We start from the raw sequence: 23616 nt of genomic DNA on the forward strand, positions 1-23616 counted from the left end.
TATACTGTTCAGGAACAATCCACATGGAGGTGTTGTCATGCCCATGGTCAATATCATGAGTATCATTGGGGTCATCATTGCACTGGGCATCCTTGCCTTTCTGATCCTGGCACTGGTTTATCTGATTTCACCGCAAAAACTGGACGGCTTTCTGCGCGGAATCGGCGTTCATCGCGGCATCGGCGTATTCACCGCTAAAAATGTGTTTATGGTGTTGTCACGACTTGCCGGAGTCATGATTCTCCTCGGTGTGCTGACCATTGCCATGGTTTTGTTTCAGTCCTGGCCCAGAGGTTGGCTGATCCCGGCTGCGCAGGAACTGGTCATGGCCGTCATTCTGTTTGTTGTGAGCTACTGGGGGAGTCGAAGCAAAAGCACCGGCGGTAGACCGGGAACTTCCCGTTAAGCTAAAATTCAAGAGCTTGGGCAGGCTTGGAACCAGTCCGAGCTTATTTCGGTCAATATGCGGGTCAGTCTCATTTTTGCGGAGCAAAATCATGACGAAACAACGCCTGGCTTTCTGGACCACCCTGATCAGTGCCGCCTGCCTTTCCGGTTGCGCCACGGTCACCCCGGTCAGCGGTACTTTCCCAAACATCACCCCTGTCGCCGCACAAAGCGGCAATTTCAATGGTCATCAAGTTCGCTGGGGTGGCAAAATCATTGAAACCCGACCCGAAACGCAGCAAACCTGCTTTACCGTACTGGGTGAACCCCTGCGCAATGATGGCAGACCCCGGTCGGAAGAAGGTGAGGCGCATATTGGTCGCTTTGTGGCCTGCGCACCCGGTTTTTATGATCCCATGCTTTATCGTCCCGACCGTGAGGTCACTTTTATCGGAATGATTACCGGCACTGAGCACCATGATGTAGGTCAGTTCAGTTATACTTATCCCAAACTGGCAGCGAATACCGTGTATTTGTGGCCTATAGAACCGCCCCGTGCACAGGTGGAGCAACAGGTTTTTGTCGGCACCGGCTTTGGTTTCTTTCCTGGTTGGTACGGACCCGGTTGGGGATATTGGCCTCGGGGTCGCTGGTAAGCCTCTTCTTTGTAACATAAAGGAAAACAGGATGCTGAAAAGAGCTTTACTGATAGTGTTGTGCAGCAGCTCGCCGTTTATCTTTCAAAGTGCATGGGCGGCCAGCTCCGGCGACTGCAGCATTTCAGCGCCGGACCATAGCCAGAAACAATTTGATCGTCTGATGACAGCCCTGGTTCACAAGGATTTCAACCTTTGGACAGAAAATGCAGATACCCAGTTCACGACAGCAGCCTCAGCACAAAGCTTTAAGGAAATGGCGGCCCGGCTTGATGAAAAATTGGACCTGCAAAAACACTGGACGGCGAATTATGTGACCACCCTGAACGAAGAAAAATACCGGAGCGGAATATGGCGCCTGACCATGGCTAACGGCCAGCAGGTTCTGATTCAGATTACCTTTATTCACCATAAAGTTGCAGGATTTCATGTGCTGTGAGAGATTGCTCTTATTCAAGCTGGGGGGCGGGCGTCATCATGGCCTGCTCCCTGAAAACCCACTTTGCTGAGGATTTGTCATGAAAAAAACCTATGTTTCTGTTGCGCTCGGTTCCGCTTTTGCTTTGTCCATGGCGGCATTGCCGGCAACCGCCATTGCCGCTACCACGGGCACGGCAACTCTGCAGCCAGTTGCCATGATGGGCAGTAGCGCCAAAAATGAAGGAAATTGCTCGCAGATGATGGGCAAGGGTCAACAGGAAGGCAATTGCTCAAAATATATGAACAAGATGGCCCCCAAAACTGCAAATAACGCCAAGGCGAAGGAGGCAAATTGCGTCAGCAAATCTGCTATCAAGGCCCATGACGGAAAATGCGGCAAAAAAACAATGGAAAAAATGCACATGCCGATCACGCATTCCTGATTGTAGTGCCTCCGTCGTTTATGAAGCCCACGTCAGCCCACTCAGCGCTGCCTGAAGCCGCATAAATGACGGGAGCACATGCCGCCGCCAACCTGCCTGAAAATGCCATTGGCCTTGGCCTGCGCAGGGAGTTTCTGGACGACTTACTGGCCCATACCCAGAGTGATATCCATTTTTTTGAACTGGCTCCGGAAAACTGGATTGGCTTTGGTGGCCGCCCGGAACAGCAGCTCCGTCAGTTGACGGATATCTATCCTTTTATTTGTCATGGTCTTTCCCTATCCATCGGCGGGCCGGAACCGCTTGACATGAATCTCCTGGAAGCCGTGGGCGACTTCATGCAAGAGCACGGCATTCAGCACTACAGCGAGCATCTGGCTTTTTGCTCCGACCGGGGTCAACTTTACGATTTATTGCCCCTGCCGCTGACGGAAGAAATGCTGGAATATGTCGCGCAGCGGGTGATGCAGGTCCAGGATTTCCTGAAAATGCCCTTGATTATCGAAAACACGGCCTACTATGGTGATTATGCACACAGCACCATGAGCGAGCAGGACTTTCTTTTGGGGCTGCTGGCAAAATCTGGCTGCAAGCTGTTATTGGACCTCAACAACCTGTATGTGAACAGTTGCAATCATCACTACGATGCTTTGGAATTTATGCAGTTTTTGCCCGCAGAACGCATCGTTTATCAACACATCGCCGGACACCAGCAGCATGTGAACGGCTGGCTGATTGATACCCACGATGCTGCTGTGGACCCTGCCGTATGGAAACTGCTGCAACACAGTCGGGAGCAATTTGGCCCCAAGCCCACTCTGCTGGAATGGGATAACCAAATCCCACCCCTTGAGGATTTATTGCGCGAGGCCCGAAAAATTGCACCGCAAACAGCAGCTCATGCAGATTTCTGATACGCCCAATGAACAGGACCGGCTCAGGATACTGACTGCCCATCTGCGCAACCCGGTCCAGCAACCCTGTCCAGGATTTATGGATGCCCAGGCGGTAGATCTTTACCGGGAACTGCTGGTGGGTAATTTTGATGCCGCCCTGCGTGCCTGTTTTCCTCTGTGGATTCGCTGCCTGGGTGAAGCCCGATATCTGCTCTGGCGAGATGAGTTCATTGCTGAACATGCCTGTCGCAGTCCGTTTTTTCGCCAGATTCCCGATGAGTTTATGGCCTATCTGAGCCAAAATCCGCAACGTCTTCAGCAGGATCTGCCTTATGCTCTGGAACTGGCGCACCTGGAATGGCTGGAACTGGCTCTGGGTGTTGCCCAGACCGACACACTCCCCGAGCACAGCGGATCAGAAGCGCAGGATCCCTGGACCACCCCGCTACGGCTGAACGCGGTTCATGCGCTGGTTCAGTATGCCTATCCTGTACAGCAACTGATATTGCGGCCAACATTCTCCGCAGCCCCCGTTCTCGACCCGAATCCGGTTTCCCTGTACCTTTATCGGGATCGGGACGACGCTGTCCAGATGCTTGAGCCTGATGCCTTGAGCCTGCAAATACTGGTCAGTCTGGATGCAGACCCGCAATCTGGAAGCGCCATCTTCCAGCATTGGCAAGACCACGGGAAGATTGACGGGAATGCCCAAACAGTTGCCGAGCAAATGCAGGGGCTCCTGCGCCAGATGCTGGATCTGCAGATGATAGACTTTGTGAACAGCAATGACTGCCGGACCTTACATGACTGAAACATTGGCCGGCTCCCTGGAGCCCGGTTTTATTGTCCTCCAGGGCGACCGCCTGGAATGGCTTCGTGATGCCGTCCTCGAATGGCTGCGCAATCACCCGCTGCAGCCTCTCGAAGAAGAAATTTTTCTGGTCCAGAGTAACGGCATTGCCGAATGGCTGCAGTGGACCCTGGCAGAGCACGAAGGGATTTGTGCAGCCGTCAAGGTCATGCTGCCGGGACGTTTTCTCTGGGACAGTTACGCCAGGGTACTGGGCCGGGAGCAGGTCGCCAGTCGTTCTCCTCTTGATAAGCAGGCACTTACCTGGCGACTGATACGGCTGCTTCCGCAGCTGCTATCCACCCATGATTTTGCCCCCCTGCAGCATTATCTCAACGGCAACGGCAGCACTGCCATGGAACGCCGCTGGCAGATGGCCGCGCAAATTGCCGATCTTTTCGATCAATATCAGGTTTATCGCAGTGACTGGCTGCAGGACTGGGCGGAGGGCCGGGATACGTTGCGCAGCGCGCAGGGACAAACCGCCAGCATACCGGCAGATCAGCGTTGGCAGTCTCGACTCTGGCAGGCTGTCCAGCAGGATCTGCTGCTACAGAATCAAAGCGCCGTCATGGGCCGGGCCGAAGTGCACCAGGCTTTCATAAAGGTCATGACAAACGGAGTAACACCGCGTCCGGCCCTGCCCCGCCGGGTCATCCTGTTCGGGGCGGCCACCCTGCCCGAACAGAGCCTGAGCGCTCTGGCGGCACTGGGGAAAAGCATGCAGGTAATTCTCGCAGTACCCAATCCCTGCCGTTTTTATTGGGGAGACATCATTTTAGGGCGGGAACTGCTCCGCCGCGAACGCCGTCGCCAGCCCCTGCGCCAGGATCGGGACCTGAGCCAAATAGCTCCCGAAAACCTGCATAGTGAATGTAATGTGTTACTCGCCCAATGGGGTCGCCAGGGTCGGGATTTTCTGAACATGCTGGAGCAATGGGATGATACCCAGGCCAGACAAAGCGCGCTGGCCATCCCGCGTATTGACCTGTTTAGCGAAGACTGGGGCGAGACCCTGCTCAGACAACTGCAGGTACTGATCCGCGAGCAGGAAGTCATTACTCCGGAACACTGTCAGCCAGTCTGCGAAACCGACCGTTCCATTGTTTTTCACGTCGCCCACAGCGCCCTGCGCGAGTTGCAGGTTCTCCATGACCAGCTACTGGACCATCTCGCCACCGGTTCCATGCAGCCTCGGGATATCATTGTGATGGTCCCGGAAATCAGCCGCTTTGCGCCGCTGATTCGCGCCACTTTTGATCAGTACGACCGCGAAGATGCACGCTATATTCCCTACCATATTGTGGATTTGCAGGCGCGCGAAGAATCTCCCCTGCTGCAGGCACTGGACTGGTTGCTGCAATTACCGGAACAGCGCTGTCAGCAAAGTGAAATCCGTGATCTGCTGCATTGCCCGGCCTTCCGTCGACGCTTCGGCATGGAAACCGAGGACCTGCCCCTGCTCGAATCCTGGCTGGAAGAATCGGGATGGCGCTGGGGTTTATCGGCAGAACATCGCCACGCATTGGGTATGTCCTACTGCGGCGCGCAAAATACTGGTGCTTTTGCCCTGCAGCGGCTGAATCTCGGTTATGCCAATGGCCATGACAGTCACTTCGCCCATATCGAGGCCTACGGCGAGGCCGGGGGGCTCGACGCAGCACTGCTGGGTCCTCTCAATCAGATGCTGGAAAGTCTGGAAAACTGGCAACACGCTCTGAGCACGGCGCGGAGTCCGCAGGCCTGGGCTGAAGCGGCCCGGCAGTTGCTCGCCGATTTTTTCAGTGCCGAAGACGCAGATGACACTGAAATCATGCAACAACTGGACGCCGCCCTGCAGCAGTGGCTGGAAGATTGTGCCCTGGCGGATTTTGCCGAAGACCTGCCCCTGGCAGTATTTCGCGCCAACTGGCTGGACATGCTCAACCTGCCGGAATTACATCGCCATTTTCTCGGTGGTGGAGTCACCTTCTGCACCTTGCTACCCATGCGGGCGGTTCCCTACGCCATGATCTGCCTGTTGGGCATGAACGAGGAAGACTATCCGCGTCGCAATCCGCGCCCGGATTATGATTTGATGGCCCTGGCGGGCATGAGTCGTCCGGGTGACCGCTCACGCCGGGATGATGATCATTACCTGATGCTGGAAGCCCTGCTGGCGGCACGGCAAATCCTGTATATCAGCTGGACGGGTCGGGACCCGCGCAATAATCAGCCGCGTCAACCGGCCTTAATGATCAGCCAGTTACGCGATGCCATCGCCAGGGGCTGGCCGGATAAATATCCCATCGACGACCCCGCGCCCGAAAAAAACCAACTGCTCCGCCGCATCACCCTAGAACACCCGCTGCAGGCGTTCAGCAGCAGTTATCTGGAGCATCCACAAAAACACCATACCTGGGCGCGCGAATGGTTCCCTGATCCGGAAGAAAATCCCCCACCCGAACAGGCACTGGTGATTCCCGAAACAGTCAGCAGAAGGCTGAAAGATTTGATTGAGTTTTTCCGCTGTCCCTCACGGGCGTTTTATCGGCAACGTCTGGATACATTTTTTCAGGATGACCCCTCCGGCAGCACAGATAATGAAACTTTTGTCCTGAATGGTCTGGATCAATATGGCCTGCTCAACGCCATCCTGGAGGCAGGAACAGAAAACACCCAACATCCGCATGTTATTGCGCAAAAAATTGCCGCACAATTGCGCAGCGGTCATTATGCCTTCGGGATTCTGGGACAGCGGCAGGCGGAAACCTTGCGTAGCAGCGCCGCGCCTATTCTCAGCGTCTGGCAAACCCTGATGCAAAGCTGGCAGCCCGAGCATCAACGCCATGCGCTTTGTCATGAAGCTGGGCATGTGTTGCTGGATGACTGGCTGCCGCCTTTGTATCTAGATGCCGACCAGCATCGGGCTTTTCTGCAGTGCCGTGCCAGTCGCCTGCTCCATGATAAAAACCAGATTCAGGCTGACAAAATGGCGGATATTTGGATACAGCAATTATTGGCCGCAGATTTGGGTATTGCCAGCCGCGCCATTGTGCTGGGCAAGGATGCCGTGATCCACAGCACCCAGCCCTGTGAAAATGCTTCCGACACGCTTAATGATCTGCTGGATTTCTGGGGAGAAGGCCTCCTCCAGCCCCTGCCTGTCACCCTGAAAACAGCAGTGGCCGCGTTACACAACGCCAACCCCGCTGTCATTTATGAAGGGAATCAGCATAGCGACGGAGAAGTACAGCGTTATCCCGGTCTGGCTCGGGACTATCCGGATTTTGCCCGCCTGAGCAGCCAGCGCTGCGGGCCTCGCCAGTGGGGCTTTCAGGAATATGCCGAAGCCCTGTACCGGCCCTTTGCCGACTGGCTGGAAAAACTGGAAGTGGAGCCACACGCATGAGTACGGCGCTGAATCCCCTGGAGATGCCACTCTGGGGCAGTCGTCTCATCGAAGCCAGTGCCGGCACCGGAAAAACCTGGACCATTGCGGCATTGTACCTGCGCCTGATTCTCGGTCATGGGCAGGCTGGCCAGCCCGTGCTGATGCCGCTACTCCCCGAAAACATACTGGTGATGACCTTCACCCGGGCCGCCACCCAGGAACTGAAGGAACGGATCCGCCAGCGTCTGCAGGAAGCGGCCGCGTATTTTCGTGAGCCGGAGCAGCAGCCAGCTGATGCATTTTTGCAGAAATTGCTGGAGGACTATGCAGAACCAGCCGCACGTCAGCATGCCGCCTGGCGACTGTCTCTGGCCGCCGATGCCATGGACCAAAGTGCCATTTTCACCATTGATGCCTGGTGCCAACGCAGCCTGCGCGAACACGCCTTTCTGACCGGCAGTGATCTGCGCGAAAGCCTGCTGCAGGACGACAATGATCTCCGCGCCGATGCCATCCGCGACTTCTGGCGGCAGGAAATATATCCACTCCCGGAACACCTGCTGGAGCCGGTGCTGGCGGTGTTTGCTGATCCCGATCAGGTCCAGAGTAAAATCGTTCCGTTGCTTGGTAATGGTGCGACTTTTGGCCAGCCTTCCCGGCCTCTGCAGGCACTGCTGTCGCAATCCATAAAGGCGCTGCAACAGCAGATTAAAATGTTAAAACAACGTTGGTCTGATCAGCAGGCAGACTTGCGTAGCTACATCCTCCAGATTCTGAATGGTCCGAAGGCAGACAACCCGCTCAATGGCGGAAAATACAAACCCGAAGCCATGGAAGCGGTTTTCGAAGCCTTGCAGGACTGGCTGGATAGCCCCGAACAAATCCTGCCCGCCAATCTGGAGAAATGTCAGTTACTCCGCGCCAGCAGCCTCCAGAAAAACTGCAACAAAGGTCGAACTATCGAAGTACCGTCTTCGGCCCGGATACTGGAAGCCGTTCTTGACGAACTGGAGACCCCCAAAGCGCAATTCCAAAAAATTCATCATGATATTCAAAGCCATGCTGCCGCCTGGATTCAGCAACGCCTGGAAACCCTCAAAGCCATGCATCATCAGGTCAGCTTTCACGATTATCAACGTCGCCTCGCCGACGCGCTGGGTGATCCGGCCCGGGCCGAACAACTCAAAAGCCGTCTGCAAAATCAGTATCCGGTGGCCATGGTCGATGAATTTCAGGATACCTCCAGCCTGCAATACCGGATTTTCGACGCCATTTACGCCACAGCAAGCAACACCCCCGAGCGCCTCCTGCTGCTCATTGGCGATCCCAAGCAGTCCATTTATCGATTTCGCGGCGCCGACATCCAGAGTTATCTGCAGGCACGACGCCTGACCGCAGGCCGGCACTATCAGCTCGACACCAATTTCCGCTCCAGCAAGCCACTGGTAGCTGCGCTCAATGCGCTCTATGACGAAGCCGAAGCAGAACTATCCGAAGGCGCATTTGCCTATGCCAAAGCGGGTACGGACAATCCCTTGCCCTACTGGCCCGTCCGGGCCAATGGCAAAAACGCCGATTGGCAACTCGGCAAACAACCCGGACCCGCCCTGACCATCTGGGCCGCTGCAGAAACCCTCAACAAAGCGGATTATTTGTACCATGCCGCCGAACAGGCAGCAGAATGCATTGTCCAGATACTCACTGATCCTGAAACCGGTTTTCGCCAGGAAAACGCTGAGCAAATACGCCGGGTAAGCGGGAGAGACATCGCCATTCTCGTGCGTGACCGTCATGAGGCTGCCTGTATCCGTGAAGCCTTGCAACGGCGGCACGTACGCAGTGTTTTCCTCGCGGAAAAACAATCTGTATATGACAGTCCCGAAGCACAACAACTGCTGCTCTGGCTGGAAGCCGTTGCCGATCCGGAAAACACCCTACGCCTGCGCGTCGCTCTGGCCCTGCCGCTGCTCGACTTGTCCCATCAGGATCTGGACGCCTTTAATCGGGATGGAAATGCCTGGGAAGAACAACGGGGCAGTTTTCAGGACTTGTCGCGCAGATGGCGGCGTCAGGGTGTTTTGGCCATGTTGCATCACAGCATCCACCACTTTGCCATAGCCCGTAAGCTGTTGCGCCACCCTGATGGAGAACGGCGCCTGACCAATCTCCTTCAGCTTGGCGAACTCCTGCAAAGCGCCAGCGCCACCCGTGAGGGACCTGAGGCACTGATTCATTTTCTGCGCGAGGCCATCGCCGCTGGCCATGATCAGAGTGATGCCCACATTCTCCGCCTGGAAAGTGATGCCGAGCTGATTCGGGTCGTCACCATCCACGCCGCCAAAGGCTTGCAATACCCTCTGGTTTTTCTGCCATTTATTGCCACTTACCGGAAAGACAAGGCTGAGGATTATCAGGTCCAGGTCGAAGAGGATGGTGCAGCGCGCATTATTTGGGAGCGGGGCGACTCAAAAGCGACGGAACGCGCCCGCCTGCAGGAAGATTTACGCCTGCTGTACGTGGCGCTGACCCGTGCGGAATATGCCCTCTTCCTGGGACTGGCAGCACCCAGCTCGGCTAAATCGCCCATTTTTGACCACAGTGCCATCGCCTATCTGTTGGGGTATCAGCACCATAATATGGCCTTGCCCGAGCTGCTCAAGCGCCTCCAGCAAAATGCCGCACTCAGGGAAAACCTTCAGATCCAACCCCTGCCTACAGAAACCCCAGTTACCCCCTTGGTCGCCAGCACCAGCAACACGCAAAGCCGGATTCCCGATTATCATGGTCACTTCGATAAAACCTGGGGAATAGGCAGTTTTTCCCTGCTGGTGCGTGATCTGTCCCCATCTGCCCCGCTCAGTGCGCGACGTGCCCGCCAAGGGGCCATCTGGCACCAATACCCACAGGGAATGCGTGCGGGGACTTTCCTCCATGACCAACTGCAAGCGCTCGCGGGGCAAGGGTTCGCCACTGTTTTGCAAAAGGGCAGCGCAGCACGCATCACCCGGGCCTGTGAACAGGCGGGTCTGTCCGGCTGGGCAGAAGGCACCCTGGAATGGCTGCAAGCCATCGTCCGGACGCCCCTCATGGCATCCGGCCTGAGCCTGGAAAACCTGCAGCACTATCAGAGTGAAATGGCTTTCTGGTTTCCCAGCGCCGCCCTGCGCAGCCGGGAACTGGACCAACTCTGCACCGACCAGATGCTTCCCGGAATGCAGCGGCCGCGTCTGCCGGATCGCGTTCTGCACGGGATGATGCGCGGCTTCATGGATCTGGTATTTGCTGATGCCGGTCAATATTTTGTCATGGATTACAAATCCAATGTCCTCGGCAGCGAGGACCGGGATTATCATGAGCAGGCCATGCAGCAGCAGACCCTGCAACATCGTTATGAACTGCAGGCCAGTCTCTATCAACTGGCCCTGCACCGTTTGCTGCAGCAGCGTCTGGGCCGGAATTATGATCCGCAAGCACATTTGGGGGGTACCCTCCTGTTCTATTTGCGCGGACTGGAAGGACCGCAACGCGGAATCCTTCATCTGCCCGCCAATCTGGCACTGATTGAAGAGATGGACCAGTTGTTTGCGTCTGGAGAACGCGCATCATGAGTCAGGCTACTTGTCATACCAATCCCGAAGCCATTCTCCAGCTTTTGCAAGACTGGACGGAAGCGCAATGGTTGAGAGCCCTCGATCTGAGTTTTGCGCGGTTTCTGCTCAGCCTGGAACCCCAGGCACCGGCCCTCTTGCCGCTGGCGGCAGCCCTGCTCGCCCGCCTGGAAGGCGAAGGACATACCTGTTTGCAGCTCGAACTTTTTCTGCATGAGCCCGATCGCTTTCTCAGCGGAGCACCAGAACTGATCACGGAAATTCGCCATATCCTCGCCGCATGGTCCCAGCCGCAACAATGGATGGATATTCTCAGCACTTGCCGGGTGGTGGAGCAGATCGACCGCACTCAACCAAAACCTCAGGACGACGACAGCGAAACGCCCCTGGTGCTGGATCAGGGCTGTCTGTATTTGCGGCGCTACTGGCGCGATGCCCAGTGCATCGCCCGGACACTAACAGAACAGGTCAGTCGCAGGGCGCTCAATCCCGTCCCGGCAGACACACTCAAACCGCTGCTGGCACAGCTTTTCCCCGCAGACACTTCAGGTTCGCCGGAAAATCTTCCCTGGCAGAAAATTGCCTGTGCGCTGGCCATGCGTGGCCGCTTCACCATCATCACGGGTGGCCCGGGTACGGGCAAAACCTACACAGCAGCGCGCCTGATGGCCCTGCTCATGGCGCAGCACAACAGTAGTTCATTGCGGATCGTGCTCGCCGCACCTACCGGTAAGGCCGCTGTACGCATTAATGAATCCCTGCACAACGCTATTGCCCAGTTGCCGCCACTGGGTCAACAGGATCTGGCGACCGCCTTTGCGCGCATCGGTCCGGCACGCACCCTGCACAACCTGCTCGGCGCACGTCCCGGAACCCGACGGTTTCGCCATGACCGTCAGCACCCCCTGGATCTGGATGTGCTGATCGTCGATGAAGCCTCCATGATTCATCAGGAAATGATGGCCGCTCTGTTGCGTGCACTACCCGAACATGCCCAACTGATTTTGCTGGGAGATCAGGATCAGTTGGCTTCCGTCGAGGCGGGCGCGGTACTTGCCGATCTTTGCAATCATACTGGGTCCTACGACAGTGCAACCTGCACCTGGCTGGAAGAGACTTGCAACTGCACGCTGGATGCAGACCGCCGCTCTACCAATCCACTTGCCAGCGGAGTGGTGCGACTGCAACGCAGTCATCGCTTTAACGCCGGAATTGGCGCGCTCGCTGACGCCGTGCAACAGGGACAAACGTCTCTTGCTATCCAGACACTCCACCAGGAAGCAGTGCTCCAATGGTATGAAGCTCCGGAAATTGCGCAGATCCTACAACTGGCGGACAGCCACTCATGCTACCGGCCACTCTGGGAAAATATCCGCCGGGGGAGCGGCAAAAATATTGAGGAACACGCCCTTTGGGTACAGCAGATTCTCGAACAATATGGCGCGTTCCGCCTGCTGTGCGCCCTGCGTCAGGGGCCCTGGGGCGTTGCCGGAATCAACCAGGCCATCGAAAACCATCTCCAGGAAACCGGCCTCCTCAAAACCCAAGGGCTCTGGTATGCCGGACGCCCCGCCCTGATTACCCGCAATGATCCTCAGCTAGGGCTGAGCAACGGTGACATCGGTATTGCTCTCCCCGATCCTCAAGGCAAGTTACGGGTTTACTTTCCCGGCAACGACCCACTGCCTCGCGCCATTCTCCCAAGCCGCCTCAAATACAGCGAAAGCGCCTGGGCCATGACTGTACACAAATCCCAAGGTTCAGAGTTCCAGCACACGGCGCTGATTCTGCCGCCGCAGGATAGCGCGGTGATCCGCCGGGAACTGTTATATACAGCCATTACCCGGGCTCGCGAGAAATTCAGCTTGTTTGCCCCGAAGGCTGGCCTGGAACAAGCCATCACCCGCAGAACCCTGCGGATGAGCGGCCTCTTGTCAGCTTTGCAAAATTCAGCTAATTAACACAACAAATTAAAATACGCACAGACTGCTCATGGCCCACTACCCACTCTAGAAAAACCCACAGGAAAGCATGTCCAGTCCATTCCCCCTTAAATCCCGTAAGTTACTCAGTTCACTGCTTCAGAACCGGCAGGCCGATTTTTCGGCTGCCATTGCCCAGGCGGTAGAGCAGTTTTATGCAAAAGTAGCGGAATACCCCGAATTGGAGATTGTACTAAAGCGTCTGGGTAATGAACGAGTCTCCCGACTGAAAGCAGAGCAATGCAAACATTCCTTGTCGCTGCTGTTACCAGACGATGATGATGATTTTGCGCTGCGCTCACAGGAAATCGGCAAGATCCATGCCTTAATGGGTATTCAAAGTGAGTGGCTGATCAACAGCATGGCCCTTTACAGTGACAGCCTGCTCGATCTGCTCAATCCCTTTTTTAAAGACACCCCCGAATTACGCGGATATCTGCTGCAAAGACTCGCCACCGATCTGGCCCGTCAATTACAAGGCATGGAAACCGTAGCTCTGGAAGAGCGCAAAATTCTTGAGGACATTGATCAATTGCTGATCAGCGAGGTCACTCCGGAAGAAAGTGTGCGGCAGATGATCAACAAGTTGATGACCATTTCCGGGCTGGATGGTGCATGGATCGGCCATTCTGAAGATGGCATTCACCTGCTCCGCGATCAGGTCAGTGGTGAAGCGTTGGAGGAATACCTGAACAGTGTTGAGATTCGTCTGGACGACAGTCCTTACGGCCAGGGACCCGCCGGAAAAGCCTGGCGCAGCGGCGAAATTGTGTATGTCGACGACTGGCTAAGCGATCCGATCACAGCCCCCTGGCAGGAACCCTCCCAAAAATATGGCTGGCGCTCCAATGTGACCATTCCCGTCAAGGTCAATGGCAAGCCTTATGCCACTATTGGTCTGTACAGCAAAATTCCAGGGTTTTTTCGTGTCCCCAATCGCCAGAACCTCATACGACACCTTGCCATCATGTTGGGCATCGCCATTGGTCGTCATCAACAACAAATACGCATCGATCGCTTAAATAGCCTCTATCGGGCTTTTCTCGCCGAAGGCGACATTCTGATCCGGGCCCGCTCCGAAACTGAGATCCTCCGCAAAACCTGTCAGCACATCGTGGAAGGGACCCTCTTCAAAACCGCTTATGTCATGAAGCCCGATCAGGATGACTGTTTCAAGGCCCTTGCTGGTGCCGGTACCGGGAGCGGAATTCTCGGTAATCTGGGTATCCAGCTGTTTTCAGATCGTCCCAGCCTCTTGCGCGATACCTGGCAATCTGAACGCCTGCAATACCGTAATGATTACCGCAACGATCTGGCTTTCAGTGCCCAACATAATCTGATGGAACAACAAAACTGGGCCAGCGTTGCTATCATCCCGATTCGGCGTAACGGGCAAATCTGGGCGATTCTCGGTGTGACCAGCAGCGAAAAGAACATTTTTGACCAGGAAATCCTCGGCACGCTTGCCCGGGTAGGCAAACTGATTGGTTATGGCCTCGATGAAATGGATCTCAAAAAACGCATTGATCAGGAACGCATCACCCAGAGCTGGATGGCGCGTCATGATGCGCTCACCCGATTGCCCAATCGGGTGGCCCTTTTAGACAGAATTCCCGAGGCCATCCAGCGCACCCGGCGTGAAGAAAAATTACTCGGCATCTGCATGCTCGACCTGGATGATTTCAAGCCCGTCAACGATCAGCATGGTCATGCCGCCGGCGATGTATTATTGCAAAAAGTCGCCAATCGGCTGGGTCAGGCACTTCGACAGACAGATTTTGTGGCCCGAGTGGGGGGCGATGAATTTGCCCTGGTTCTGGAAAACATCCAGAACATGGAAGATGTAGAAAAGCTGATGGTCCGGATTTCTGAAGCCCTGGAAAGACCCTATGTTCTTCCCGGCAATATCACCGTCAAAATTGGCGGAAGCCTGGGCATCACCATTTTTCCCTTTGATGAAGGCGATAGCGAAATACTGCTGCGTCATGCTGATCAGGCGCTTTATGTCGCCAAAGCCAATAAAGCAGAACGTAGCCATTTTTGGGCCAGTTTCCAGGGAGAAGAAGTGTTTTCTGGAGAAAGCAATCTGCCGTATTTGACGCTGCTTCAGCAGGATGAGGGCCTGATTGCCTATTACCAACCGATTCTGCATCTGGCAACAGGTCGCATCATTGGCATTGAAGCCCTCGCCCGCCTGCGGCAAGGCACTGAGATTATTCTTCCCGACACGTTTATTCCCCATCTGGACAGCAGAGCAGCGCAAATGCTCACCAGCAGAATACTGCGTATTGCCACGCGGACAGCACAACAGCTTCATATTGCCGGATTTCCTTTGGAAGTAGCCGTTAACATCCCTCCGGACGCCCTCTTTGCAGACAATTTTCTGCCAGAACTACAGGCGGTTCTGGCCGACTGTACGCTGGCACCGGAACAATTAACCCTGGAGATTCTCGAAAATGGCGATTTTCTGTCCCTGCAACTGGCTCAGGAAAAAATCGCCACCATTCGTTCACTGGGGGTTCGTGTTGCCCTGGATGATGTGGGTAGCGCCTACGCCTCGCTGTTGCGCCTGAAAGAAATTGCCGTTGATGAAGTCAAACTCGACCAGTGTCTGGTCCGGGGGATTCCCGAGCAACCCGGAGATCTGATTTTTGTCGGCAGTGTTGCCGCATTGGCCTTGTCCATGGGTTCGCGTTATGTGGTCGAGGGGGCGGAAACGCCGGAAACCCTGGACGCTCTGGCCGTTCTCGGTGTGGACTGCGTTCAGGGCTACGCCATTGCGCGGCCCATGCCCGAAGAATCATTGCTACCCTGGCTTCAGGCCTGGACGCCAGAGCCACAAAACAATCAGCCTAAAACCCTGTTGGGTGCTTACGCCTCGCATTTGCAATTCGACAGCTTATATCAGATTGCGCCCGCGATTCTTGGTCAGCTTCCCAGCCTGGATGATTCTCATCGTTGCCGTTTGGGAAAATATCTGGATACCCACGGTCTCGCGGACTCCGCGCTCGCAACGGCACATCACGCCTACCATGCCTGCATTTCTCGCGAACATAGCCCCGAAGAAATCACCCGACTCAGAAAGAAAATGGCCGACAACTTTGCGGCCACGCACGACAAACTTCCCGAAAACCAGGCACTCATTCATCCTGAAAACGACAGTTAGACAGGAAGCTTTTTGCTCCAATATCCCTTGCCTGTTGTTCTCGGACTCATCCTGCCTCGGGTTCGAACCGGAGGGCAGCGGAATTGAGGCAATAACGCAGGCCAGTGGGTTCAGGCCCATCCGGAAACACATGCCCCAGATGGCTGTCGCAGCGGGCGCAGCGGATTTCCGTACGCACCCGGCCATAGCTGGTGTCAGTCAATTCACGGATATGATCTGGGGCGAAAGGCTCCCAAAAGCTGGGCCAGCCGGTTCCTGACTCAAATTTGTTGGCCGAGCGAAACAAGGGCAGACTACAAAGCGCACACACGTAGTTACCGGCCTCCTTTTCATGGAGCAGGCCTCCACAAAACGGCGGTTCCGTACCATGCTCAAATAATACGTGGCGCACCTCTGCGGGTAAATCTTTAGCCATTTCGGCGCGAGTATTGGCATCAATGGGGGTCAAGTCATATCCTGCAGATGAAGTGGGCATTTCCTAAGACTCCTTGGTCTGTAAATACTGTGGAAAAGTATGCCGCAATTTTTCCACCTTGGGCAAAGCAACCGCGCAGATATAAGGTTGATCAGGATTACGGCGAGCATAATCCTGATGATAGTCCTCCGCAGAATAAAAGTTTTCCAGAAGGGATACTTCAGTCACTATGGGTTGTCCGAACATTCCCGTCGCATTGAGTTCTGCAATATAATCGTTAGCCATCTGCCGTTGTGCAGCATTTACGGCAAAAATAGCCGAGCGGTATTGTGTCCCCACATCATTCCCCTGACGATTGCGTTGGGTGGGATCATGGGCCACGGCGAAAAAGACCTGCAACAGGCGGCCGAATGACAGGCGCGCCGGATCAAAATGAATCTGCACCGCCTCGGCATGACCGCTTGTACCACTACAGACCGCCCGATAATTGGCTGTTTCCCGGGCTCCTCCGGTATAACCCGAAACCACCCGGGTGACGCCTTCCAGAGCAAGATAAACAGCTTCGGTACACCAGAAACAACCACCTGCAAGCACGGCCATTCCGGGCGTAGTGGCGTCTGGTTGCTCTCCCTGGGGAGCTGGTATTTGCATGACCATCACTAACCTCCTGGATTCGTATTCGGGAAAGACCACAAAGCACTTGACCTAAACCGGCAATCTCATGAGCATAGCCGCAAATCAACGATTGACCAAGCTGGAGACGTCATGAGCGGACATGGACTGCATAGCCACCCACCCCACGAAGAAATGGTTCATCATGCTGCCGGAGGCCATGGCGGAGAACGCCACAGCCTGAGTCAGTGGGTCGCCATATTTACCGCTATCCTCGCGGCATTTGGCGCCATTGTCAGTTATCAGGGGACCCACTTGATGAATGAAGTACTACTCCAAAAAAATGAAGCCGTTTTGGAAAAGGCCAAGGCTGCTGACCAGTGGAATTACTATCAGGCCGTCAGCACCAAGCTGCACATGATGGAGCTGGCCATTATTCTTGCCCCTGACAAAGCCGTCGGCTTTAAAGAAAAAATTGCAAAATATGAACAACAGAAAGTCAGCATTCAGCAAAGCGCCACGGAAATGGAGCAAAAATCTGAAGCGGCCAACCGGGAGTCGGCGCATCTCAACCGCCCCCATAATGATCTGGAAATTGCCATGATTTTTCTGCAAATTGCCATATCATTGGCTTCCATAACCGCGCTGACCAGACGTAAGTGGTTGTTTGCCATAGCAGGGATCAGTGCTGCCGGAGGCATTGGTCTGTGGATGAGTGCCATTTTTTTATTTTGATCCGGTCCCCGGTAGCCATTTCATACCCTGCAACAACGCACTCTGCCTTAGTAACGCTGATTGATCAGTTCTGACGGATCGGGATGCGACAGATAAGGGTATTTGCTAGGATGGTGACATTATGTTCAACAAATCAGCCTGAGGATGATAAGAAATGACGTTAAACAGACAGTTTCGCAACCTGGCATTACTCACAGGAGGCTTTTTGCTTGCAGGCTGCGCCAGCGTCAACACCTCCAATCTGAAACCGGCGGAACACCTGGTCCAGCAAAATTTCCACGATAAAATCCATGTCACCAAAGTCTTTCCCGGCCCCGTCCACAGCCTGACGGGTATTGTCGTTGAAACTGACCAGCACCAACAGGGCATACTATGGATGCTGTCCGACAAATATCTGTTATTGGGTCCGGTAGTAAATGCCCAGCAGGAAAACATCACCGGACATTATGCAGACAAGTACCTGCCTCAACCCGCCAAAGTACCTGCCGAAAAAATTGCGCCCGCAGCCTTGGCAGCACCGGGTTTTACCATAGGACATTCGGGACCGCTGATGGTCGTGTTCATGGATCCCAACTGTATTTTCTGTCATCTGCTCTGGGAATCGCTGCAACAACCGGTAGCCGAAGGCAAAGTCCGGGTAAAAGTGGTTCCTGTCGGCTTCCTCAAGCCTTCCAGCCCGGCCAAGGCGGCAACCATTCTCGCTGCAAAAAATCCTGCCGAAGCCTGGGCCAATAACGAAAAAGGCTTTGATTTGCATACCGAAGAAGGCAGCACCAAACCCCTGAGTCATATTCCTGCGGTCGACGAGGCGGCGGTCAAGACCAATACCCAACTGCTGCATCAGACCGGAGAAACGGCCACCCCCGCCCTGTTGTACTGCATTAAAACGGCCAAAGGGCTGGAAATGGAGATGAAGCACGGAATTGACGTGCACCACACGCCGGAGTTCATCCAAAAACTGGCGGGCAGTGTCGGCGCCCGAGGCTGCATCCCTGCTGCCTGAGTGCCATGCACATGAGTGCCTCGCGCCTGATTGCCTTGGCACGGAACGAACCCTTAGCGGGTCTCCCAACGCCAGGCATCGGCGATGATGGTGGCCAGATCCGCATAGCGGGGCTGCCACCCCAACTGTTCACGGATTTTGCGTGAGTCCGCCACCAGGCGGGCGGGGTCCCCTGCACGTCGAGCTTCATCTTCACAAGCAATGGGCTTGCCCGTCACCTGCCGGGCAACATCAATGACTTCCTGAACCGAAAAACCATTACCATTGCCAAGATTAAAAGCGCAACTATCGCCTCCGGCGAGAAGATGTTCCAGTGCCAGCCAATGTGCTTCAGCCAGATCAGTCACATGAATATAGTCACGAATACAGGTCCCATCGGGTGTCTCATAATCACGCCCGAACACGCGGATCTGGGTCCGTCGCCCGGAAGCGGCCTGTAATACCAGCGGAATCAGATGCGTCTCCGGATCATGGCGCTCACCCAGCTCCCCATCAGGGTCCGCCCCTGCCGCATTGAAATAGCGCAAACAAGCAGCTTTGAGGCCATAAGCGCGATCGTAGTCAGACAGCGCCTGCTCCACCATCCACTTACTCCGTCCATAGGGATTGATGGGATCTTTGGGATGATTTTCATCAATGGGCGTATATTGAGGTTCACCAAAAATCGCTGCTGTAGAAGAAAAAATAAATTTTTTGACATCAAATGCAACCATCACATCCAGAAGATTCAGTGTATTACTGACATTGTTCTGATAATATTTGGAAGGCTCCTGCACGGATTCTCCCACCTGAATATGAGAAGCAAAGTGCATGACTGCAGCAAATGAATGCGTTGAGAAAATCCGATTCAGCAACCGGGTATCCGCAATATCTCCATAAACAAAAACGCCACCACAAACTGCATCACGATAACCACCGGAAAGATTATCCAGAGTCACCACCTCTGCCCCACTCTGAAGCAGGCGTTTTACCATATGGCTGCCAATATAACCCGCACCACCCACTACCAGAATTTTCATGAATTGCCTGCCTCTGTCAGATAATGCGTTTATTGAACAAGTAACCTTTCGGAGCTTTCGGACCAACTGTTCATTTTTGCTGTCTGGATTCTAGCGAAAAAGCACCGCATGGGGCAAACTATTCCCAAGTTAATCAGGCCTCTCCATATGTTTCCAAAGGACTTTATGAATCCGTCAACTTTTAATCCCTGGGTGTACTCTGCAGCATTGTTTATTGGTTTGATTTTATGTGTTTTTGTAGGCTTCCAACTCGGCAAAAGTAGTCGGGCCGACGGGGGTTCCGGGGCACTGAACGGAGCCGTATTCGGGCTTTTGGGATTACTGTTGGCGTTTTCCTTTTCAGGTGCCGCCGAACGCTTTCAACACCGCCGCGATTTGATTACCGAAGAAGCCAATGCGGTCGGCACCGCCTATCTGCGGCTGGATTTATTGCCAGCAGCACAACAGATGGCTCTCCGCCAAAAAATGCAAAAATACCTACAAGCCCGCCTGGAAACATATCAGCATATAGGTAACAACACCCCTGCAGCTCTGGACGCCTATCAACGTAGCGTTCAATTACAGCACCAAATCTGGACAGAAGCGATCCTCGCGGCCCAACACACCGGCAATACAGCCATATTAAGCCTGGTCAGTCGTGCACTGAATGCCATGTTTGATATTACCACCACCCGCATTGCCGCCACCCGAAGTCATCCACCAAAGATTATTGACTTCCTGCTTTTCGCACTATCCTGGATTTCTGCCCTGCTGGCAGGCTATGGCATGACCGAACACAAGCGCATCCCCTGGCTACAGGTCATCATTTTTTCCGCCGCGCTGACCGTCACCATTTTCGTGATTCGTGATCTGGAATATCCACGCCTCGGCTTCATCCGTGTCGACTCGGCGGATCAGTTACTGGTCGAAACCCTGCAGGGGATGCAGACAAGCGACACTTAAAGAATCATGCACAGTGCTCTTCACGGCTATCCCTCATTTCGTCAGGAAGCCGAAACACATTACCATCTCACTGCTATTGCGAGACTAAACCTGCAATGGACTGGATATGGAGTGACGGAAATTTCGGCGGTTTGTGGTTCAACCCCCTTCAAGTGGCCTCCCTTAGATTGCGCAATGGTTAATTTGAATCTACAATGTTTATTCGTCAAGCACAGGGGATGCGCATGAATCAGACCAAAATTCAGAAGTGGGGGCACAGCATGGCCCTACGCATACCTGCCACGACCATACGGAGTTGGGGCGTCGGCGAAGGTCAAGCAGTCTCATTGGAGATCGAAAACGGCGCACTGGTAGCACGACCAGCACAAAAGCGTTACACCTTGGACGAATTACTATCGCAGTGTGACTTTACTCAGCCCATAAGCGCCGAAGAGCGTGAGTGGATAGATGCGCCGTCAGCAGGAATCGAAGAAATTTGATGCGGTGGCCACGGCGAGGGGAGATTTGGCAGGCAAACCTCAGCCCGACATCAGGCCGTGAACAGCAAGGTCATCGTCCCGTGCTAATCGTATCGAGAGAAGCCTTCAATCGCTCTGGCCTGGTTTGGGTCTGCCCCATCACTCAAGGTGGCAATCAAGCTAGATTCGCGGGATTTGCAGTCTCTTTGATGGGGTCTGGAACAAAAACACAGGGGATAGTGATGAGCAACCAATCTCGCACCGTTGATCTTATGGCAAGGGACGGCAAGTTTGTCGAGATGGTCCCAGAGTCCATAGTCAACGAAGTGATAACCAGGATACAGGCCATTTTGGAGTGACAAAATGAATAGGCTCAGCGTAATGTCCCATAATTGGCACTTCTGGGTAGCAGAAGAACCGAGCAAAAACCGGGCGATCTGCCCTTCAGGATTTTTGGCCCACGAGACAGAACGGTGCATTATGTCCGGTAAGTCCGCAAGGAGGTCATTCAGTTTTTTACTGCACTGACAGTGCAGTCGAATTTACGTTAGACGTCCCAATCCCGTCCGCGATGCACATTCATAAGATACGTAAACCATGACACAGCTACCACCCGAAGCAGGCGGCTTCAATAGTGGTCTCTTTGAGCCGGATGATGATTGGATCGCTTCTGCCCCAAAGGAACTTCAAATCGCTGCTATGCGGCGGTGGTTTCTTGATCGCTACGAGGACCCTGCGAACGAAACGCCATGGGACGGCGAAGGCAAAGAATATGTATTTGTCTGGGGTGGTCCATACGACCCTGATGACGAAATCCAGAGCAGCTTTAACAATTTGTCTCGCGTACGCGACGTTATCCAACAATTCTCCAAGGGAATCGAGGAGGAACTTGTTCGTCGCTTTCCGGTGTAATTGGGGGCCCTTCAGAACTCTGAATTTAAAGCACGTTAAGCATCTGGAGCCTAGTTCTGTGTGAATCTGTCCAAAAAAGATCAGTTTCGGATAAAAGCTAATCTTGTGTACAAAAGCAATATAAAAAGCATGATGGACATGCGCTGAAATTCGCACATCGGTTTTGATCATCCTGAAATCTGCAATATGTGGACCGAGGTCCCTGTAACCGATTCATCTGGTGATGGGACATGCAAAAACTAGCAAATATAGGCTATGCAGCGACCTTAACGTACTTTAAATTACGTTTTCGTTCCATTTTAACTTCAGCCCCCTTTAACTGTAGTTGAGGCAGTTGTATCATAAGCTGATATGGTCGACTAGGATACTTAAATGAAGGGAATATTTTGGAAAAAGAAAGAAATTAATAAAACTACCGAATCAAATGAATTCGCCGGGATCGACCCGTTTGAAATAGACGAGTGTGAATTTAATGAAGCTCAACGTGCTGAACTTTCGCGTATGCGTTTAGAGCGTATACTGGGTGACGTAAAAGAGCCATCATTAATTGAAAAAATTAGAGAGCGATTTGACGTACCGTTATATCTTATATTTGATTAATTCTTACCTTATTCGTTTTACATTGGCATACGGGCAGTTGTCATATGGTTTAGCTTGCAGATATCACTGCCCCAATATTACGGCCCACCCGCATTCGAATGGTTAGTCTCTTGTGATGATCTTATGGATAGTCCCGTTTTACTTCTGGATAAGCGAGGTTCTGGGTGAAGAAGGAAAAGAATTTTGCTGACTGATCGCACAGGTACGCTTTTAACTCGTTAGCCATAACAGAGGGTGGATCCCAACAAAGGTACAAAAGGTCCCACAAGAAACTCTGCAATAGCCTGAATTCACAAGGGCCACAAGCATTCTGGCATCCCCCGTGATTTCTCCTGTCTCGGACCATGGGTTTCGGGGAAACACTCTGTATGTTCTTAAAACGGTCGTTTTGAGAATGCGTCGTGCCACTCCCCCAAATGGGCGTATGGGTGCCAAAGAATATCCGTTTTCCTTGTCCCGAAACTTAAAACCCCTTACGTTTTCGTCAAACCCATTAAAGAACATAAAGATATAGAAAACAGATCTCATTTCATTGGTGACGTGATTGACCAACAGGGGATCGGCAGGACGGCCTTCTAACGCCATTTTCCAACAGATCCGGAAAGGCGCTCAGGAATGAGCGTTCAGCAGAAGCTTAACTGGGGGGGGGCTAAACCCTGGGACTTTTGGTACCTTTGTTAGGATGAACCCAAGGATTGGCTTTCAGTGTAACGTGGGGACTCAGCAGACGCGAAAAACACCATGAAATTGTTACGGTAACGGTTATTTAACAGCCCCCCCCAGATTGACAAACCGATTTTCTGTCAATTTATAAGCCAGTAAACACAAGGGTCCCACATGGGAAAATCCTGGGAAAATGGCGCATTGCCCAAGACATGCCCAAGCCAGATGGGCACTAGCATGTAGCTTATGTACAGAGGGCTATGATGGTTATAGCAGGGTGGCGTGTAAGCACCATCTCCAGGATCACATTCGCCGGAATCGCTTCCATCAAAAGATACAGCCGTAGATTAGATGTAGTCGAACCAGTTATCGCTAATCGTTTGATTTATATGGTGCCCAGGGACGGAATCGAACCGCCGACACGAGGATTTTCAGTCCTCTGCTCTACCGACTGAGCTACCTGGGCCAAGAGCGCG

General features: G+C 53.7%; 20 protein-coding genes and 1 tRNA gene. 17 read left to right on the forward strand and 4 right to left on the reverse strand.

What is annotated here, in order from left to right:
- Positions 1-37: 37 nt before the first annotated feature.
- The 10 genes from GCD22_RS16590 (at position 38) to GCD22_RS16635 (ending at position 15781) form a co-directional block, all read left to right on the forward strand.
- On the forward strand, positions 38-406 hold the full coding sequence (locus GCD22_RS16590) for a hypothetical protein (protein ID WP_031571580.1): 369 nt from the start codon (positions 38-40) through the stop codon (positions 404-406).
- A gap of 91 nt (positions 407-497) precedes the next feature.
- Positions 498-1043 carry a Slp family lipoprotein gene (locus tag GCD22_RS16595; RefSeq protein WP_024893069.1) on the forward strand — a complete coding sequence of 182 codons (546 nt, stop codon included), beginning with the start codon at positions 498-500 and terminating at the stop codon, positions 1041-1043.
- 31 nt (positions 1044-1074) lie between these two features.
- Complete coding sequence (locus GCD22_RS16600) at positions 1075-1482, forward strand: hypothetical protein (protein ID WP_031571578.1); 408 nt, start codon at positions 1075-1077, stop codon at positions 1480-1482.
- 79 nt (positions 1483-1561) lie between these two features.
- A complete protein-coding gene (locus GCD22_RS16605; protein WP_024893067.1) occupies positions 1562-1906 on the forward strand; it encodes a hypothetical protein in 345 nt (114 codons plus the stop codon).
- Positions 1907-1971: 65 nt separating this feature from the next.
- Positions 1972-2820, forward strand: a complete 849-nt coding sequence (locus GCD22_RS16610) for an MbnB/TglH/ChrH family RiPP precursor modification enzyme (protein WP_035210262.1) — start codon at positions 1972-1974, stop codon at positions 2818-2820.
- The gene (locus tag GCD22_RS16615) at positions 2807-3613 is read left to right on the forward strand and encodes an HvfC family RiPP maturation protein (protein WP_031571574.1); all 807 of its coding nucleotides are present in this window, start codon (positions 2807-2809) and stop codon (positions 3611-3613) included. Before GCD22_RS16610 ends, GCD22_RS16615 begins: the two co-directional genes overlap by 14 nt.
- A complete protein-coding gene (gene recC, locus GCD22_RS16620; RefSeq protein ID WP_031571572.1) occupies positions 3606-7043 on the forward strand; it encodes an exodeoxyribonuclease V subunit gamma in 3438 nt (1145 codons plus the stop codon). The genes GCD22_RS16615 and recC overlap by 8 nt, the downstream gene beginning before the upstream one ends.
- Positions 7040-10633, forward strand: coding sequence for an exodeoxyribonuclease V subunit beta (recB, locus tag GCD22_RS16625; protein WP_031571570.1), 3594 nt, complete (start codon positions 7040-7042; stop codon positions 10631-10633). The genes recC and recB overlap by 4 nt, the downstream gene beginning before the upstream one ends.
- Positions 10630-12594: an exodeoxyribonuclease V subunit alpha gene (gene recD, locus GCD22_RS16630; protein ID WP_031571568.1), complete on the forward strand. Its 1965-nt coding sequence runs from the start codon at positions 10630-10632 to the stop codon at positions 12592-12594. The genes recB and recD overlap by 4 nt, the downstream gene beginning before the upstream one ends.
- A 70-nt stretch (positions 12595-12664) precedes the next feature.
- On the forward strand, positions 12665-15781 hold the full coding sequence (locus GCD22_RS16635) for an EAL domain-containing protein (RefSeq protein WP_051690545.1): 3117 nt from the start codon (positions 12665-12667) through the stop codon (positions 15779-15781).
- 46 nt (positions 15782-15827) lie between these two features.
- Here the strand turns inward: GCD22_RS16635 and msrB are convergent, their stop codons facing one another.
- Together msrB and msrA are read right to left on the reverse strand one after the other, a co-directional pair.
- A complete protein-coding gene (msrB, locus tag GCD22_RS16640) occupies positions 15828-16256 on the reverse strand; it encodes a peptide-methionine (R)-S-oxide reductase MsrB (RefSeq protein WP_010639384.1) in 429 nt (142 codons plus the stop codon).
- A 3-nt stretch (positions 16257-16259) separates the two neighbouring features.
- Positions 16260-16853, reverse strand: a complete 594-nt coding sequence (msrA, locus tag GCD22_RS16645) for a peptide-methionine (S)-S-oxide reductase MsrA (RefSeq protein WP_031571565.1) — start codon at positions 16851-16853, stop codon at positions 16260-16262.
- Between the two features lie 108 nt (positions 16854-16961).
- Here msrA and GCD22_RS16650 point away from each other — a divergent pair, with 108 nt between their 5' ends.
- Complete coding sequence (locus GCD22_RS16650; RefSeq protein ID WP_031571563.1) at positions 16962-17543, forward strand: DUF4337 domain-containing protein; 582 nt, start codon at positions 16962-16964, stop codon at positions 17541-17543.
- Between the two features lie 154 nt (positions 17544-17697).
- The gene (locus tag GCD22_RS16655; RefSeq protein WP_226852421.1) at positions 17698-18546 is read left to right on the forward strand and encodes a thioredoxin fold domain-containing protein; all 849 of its coding nucleotides are present in this window, start codon (positions 17698-17700) and stop codon (positions 18544-18546) included.
- A 53-nt stretch (positions 18547-18599) separates the two neighbouring features.
- Here GCD22_RS16655 and galE read toward each other — a convergent pair whose 3' ends face one another.
- Complete coding sequence (gene galE / locus GCD22_RS16660; RefSeq protein WP_031571557.1) at positions 18600-19565, reverse strand: UDP-glucose 4-epimerase GalE; 966 nt, start codon at positions 19563-19565, stop codon at positions 18600-18602.
- 165 nt (positions 19566-19730) lie between these two features.
- Between galE and GCD22_RS16665 the strand changes: the two genes are divergently transcribed.
- From GCD22_RS16665 to GCD22_RS16685, 5 genes are all read left to right on the forward strand, one after another.
- Complete coding sequence (locus tag GCD22_RS16665) at positions 19731-20507, forward strand: bestrophin-like domain (RefSeq protein WP_035210251.1); 777 nt, start codon at positions 19731-19733, stop codon at positions 20505-20507.
- Positions 20508-20731: 224 nt separating this feature from the next.
- Positions 20732-20986 carry an AbrB/MazE/SpoVT family DNA-binding domain-containing protein gene (locus tag GCD22_RS16670; protein WP_010639395.1) on the forward strand — a complete coding sequence of 85 codons (255 nt, stop codon included), beginning with the start codon at positions 20732-20734 and terminating at the stop codon, positions 20984-20986.
- The gene (locus tag GCD22_RS16675) at positions 20986-21324 is read left to right on the forward strand and encodes a type II toxin-antitoxin system ChpB family toxin (RefSeq protein WP_031571551.1); all 339 of its coding nucleotides are present in this window, start codon (positions 20986-20988) and stop codon (positions 21322-21324) included. The genes GCD22_RS16670 and GCD22_RS16675 overlap by 1 nt, the downstream gene beginning before the upstream one ends.
- 238 nt (positions 21325-21562) lie before the next feature.
- Entirely contained in the window at positions 21563-21877 is a 315-nt protein-coding gene (locus GCD22_RS16680) for a hypothetical protein (protein ID WP_140391137.1), read from the forward strand.
- Between the two features lie 372 nt (positions 21878-22249).
- Complete coding sequence (locus tag GCD22_RS16685) at positions 22250-22477, forward strand: hypothetical protein (RefSeq protein WP_031571547.1); 228 nt, start codon at positions 22250-22252, stop codon at positions 22475-22477.
- 1053 nt (positions 22478-23530) lie between these two features.
- On the opposite strand, the gene GCD22_RS16690 is transcribed toward GCD22_RS16685, so the two are convergent.
- Positions 23531-23606: transfer RNA gene (locus GCD22_RS16690), tRNA-Phe, on the reverse strand.
- Between the last annotated feature and the right edge of the window lie 10 nt (positions 23607-23616).

The organism is Acidithiobacillus thiooxidans ATCC 19377, assembly GCF_009662475.1.
GTDB lineage: Bacteria > Pseudomonadota > Gammaproteobacteria > Acidithiobacillales > Acidithiobacillaceae > Acidithiobacillus > Acidithiobacillus thiooxidans.